This is a genomic window from Chitinophaga sp. (genome assembly GCF_036566945.1).
Lineage (GTDB): Bacteria > Bacteroidota > Bacteroidia > Chitinophagales > Chitinophagaceae > Chitinophaga.
Genome location: NZ_DATCVJ010000564.1, coordinates 1 through 2,153, shown reverse-complemented (window position 1 = coordinate 2,153; position 2,153 = coordinate 1). Strand labels below are relative to the sequence as shown.

The 2,153-nt window shown below is 46.4% G+C and carries 1 protein-coding gene; it reads right to left on the bottom strand.

The features are described from left to right. Positions 1 to 6 precede the first annotated feature (6 nt). On the bottom strand, positions 7 to 2,153 hold a 2,147-nt coding region (gene lon, locus VIP81_RS17125), incomplete at its 5' end, for an endopeptidase La (protein ID WP_331963499.1).

The following is a 2,153-nucleotide window of genomic DNA, read 5'->3' as shown; positions in this document are numbered from 1 at the left end:
GCGTTGCTACTTCTTTAATAACGCAATTTCCAGTACTTGGTTCATTTGCCGAACATAATGGAACTTCATTCCTTTGATATAGGAAGGATTAATATCCTTAATGTCTTTCTCATTTTGCCAGCAAAGAATGATTTCCCGGATACCTGCCCTTTTGGCTGCCAGTATTTTTTCCTTAATACCACCTACCGGTAATACCTGACCACGCAAGGTTATTTCCCCCGTCATCGCCAGATAGGATTTTACCTTACGGCCGGTCAACACAGATGCCAAAGCGGTGAGCATGGTAATACCCGCACTCGGACCATCTTTCGGTACTGCCCCTTCCGGCACGTGTACATGTACACTCTTTGTAGTGAATAACTTAGGGTCCAGCTTGAGTTCTACTGCATGGGAATGCAGATAGCTCAGCGCCGTTACCGCCGATTCCTTCATCACATTGCCCAGGTTACCTGTCAGCTTCAGATCACCTTTGCCCTCACTCAGACTGCTTTCTATAAACAGAATATCACCGCCTACGTATGTCCAGGCAAGACCCACTGCCACGCCCGGAGGATTCCCTACCTTATAGATCTCATTGGAATAACGGGGCTTGCCCAGTATCCGCTGTAAATCGGCCTCTGTTAAGGTGGCTGGTAAAGGCTTCTCCATCGCCAGTTGCTTGGCCATGTTACGCATAATAGCAGCAAACTGCCTGTCGAGTTCACGTACTCCGCTCTCACGGGTATAATCTGAAATCAGCTGCTCAATAACCGGGTTGCCGATTTTCACCTTCGTATCTTTCAAACCATGCGCATCCTTTTGCTTGGGCAACAGATGCCTTTTGGCGATCTCCACTTTTTCTTCAATAGAATAACCGCTCAGGTCAATGATTTCCAACCTGTCGCGAAGCGCAGGATGAATAGAATTGATGTTGTTCGCCGTGGCAATGAATAATACCCGGCTCAGATCAAATTCCAGTTCGAGATAGTTATCATAAAAGGTGCTGTTTTGCTCAGGGTCCAGTACTTCCAGCAATGCTGAACTTGGATCGCCGCGCATATCGTTACCTATTTTATCAATTTCATCCAGGATCATCACCGGATTGGATGACTTAATCTTCCGGATAGACTGTACCACTCTACCCGGCATGGCGCCGATATAGGTTTTACGATGTCCCCTGATTTCGCTTTCATCATGCAAACCACCCAAACTGAGACGTACATATTTACGACCCACGGCATTGGCAATAGAGCGGCCCAGCGATGTTTTACCAATACCCGGAGGGCCAACAAAGCACAGAATAGGAGACTTCATATCTCCTTTCAGTTTCAGTACAGCCAGGTATTCCAGGATGCGCTCCTTGATTTTTTCCATGCCATAATGATCATGGTCCAGTATCTTCTTCGCCTTTTTCAGGTCATAACTATCAGTGGTATACTCGCCCCAGGGAAGGTCCAGCAAAAGATCCAGGTGATTATACACCACGCTGTAATCCGGTGTGCTGGGATGCATACGCTCCAGTTTCTCGATACCTTTGGCAAAAGCTTCAGCAGCAGCAGCAGGCCATTTCTTTTCTTCTGCCTTACGCTTCATTTCTTTCAGCTCCCTGTCATTGGCATCACCACCTAATTCTTCCTTAATAGACTTCATTTGCTGCTGCAGGAAATAATCCCGCTGCTGCTTGTCCAGGTCTGCCTTGGTTTTGTTGGTGATCTTGTTTTTGAGTTCCGCCAGTTGCAATTCTGTTTGCAACAGCTTCATCAGGAGTTCCGCACGGGTGCGCAGGTTGTTAATTTCCAGCAGTTGCTGCTTGTCTTTCAGATCAGAATTAAGATTGGAAGACACAAAATGCACCAGGAAAGATGGATTTTCAATGTTCTTCAATATTATGCTGGCTTCTGAAGGCAGGTTGGGCGACAGCTGAATAATCTGGGCTGCCAGGTCTTTGATGGAAGAAATATATGCTTCAAACTCAGAATCATCTTCTGCAGCTTCATCCTGCATCACCGTGATTTTGGCTTTGAAGTACGGATCCTCCGTCACAATCTCATCTATTTTAAAGCGCTTACGCCCCTGTATAATGATAGTGGTGCCACCATCGGGCATTTTAATGAGCTTAACAATACGTGCCACGGTACCTACATCACTCAAATCCGTTACAGCCGGATCTTCTA